The following is a 476-nucleotide window of genomic DNA, read 5'->3' as shown; positions in this document are numbered from 1 at the left end:
ATGTCGCTGTGCAGCTGTGCATAATCCGCCGCCAGTGCCGCATAACGATGATTTTTATCAGGGATATGCGCAGTTTTCACCGTCAAAACAGCGGAAGACTCGCCCTGAAAACGTGGCACCCCCGCATCTTGTAAGGTGGCCAGCACATTCCCCGTGCCTTTGCGCCCGCCACTGTCCATCATCAACACTTGCACATTGGCGGATTGGGCACTTTCCAGTAGGGATAAGGCCGATTTCAAGGACAGCTTTTCCGCTTTGGCAACCACCAAGGTACTGTTGGGTCTAAGTGATTGACCATCACCCAGCGTCATTTTCGGCACAGTGGCAAAGCGATTATCATTGGCAAAGGCTTTACCACTGGTCGCATCGAGAGCCATTACCGCCACTTCACGCCCTTGAGATTGCGCCATCGTGACACCGTCTAATACCCCGTCTCGCTGCGCTTTACCCAGTCCTTGACTGGCCACAATCGCAAT

The 476-nt window shown here is 53.6% G+C and carries 1 protein-coding gene; it reads right to left on the bottom strand.

Annotation, left to right across the window (positions count from 1 at the left end; all coding sequences use genetic code 11):
- Positions 1 to 476 (bottom strand): ssDNA-binding domain-containing protein (locus AC4IFO_RS23065; protein WP_490737863.1); only part of this gene is annotated, 476 nt, incomplete at both ends.

The organism is Providencia sp. UF-224, from assembly GCF_058245955.1.
The sequence above is the reverse complement of the archived record's forward strand: the minus strand, read 5'-3'. Positions and strand labels throughout refer to the sequence as shown.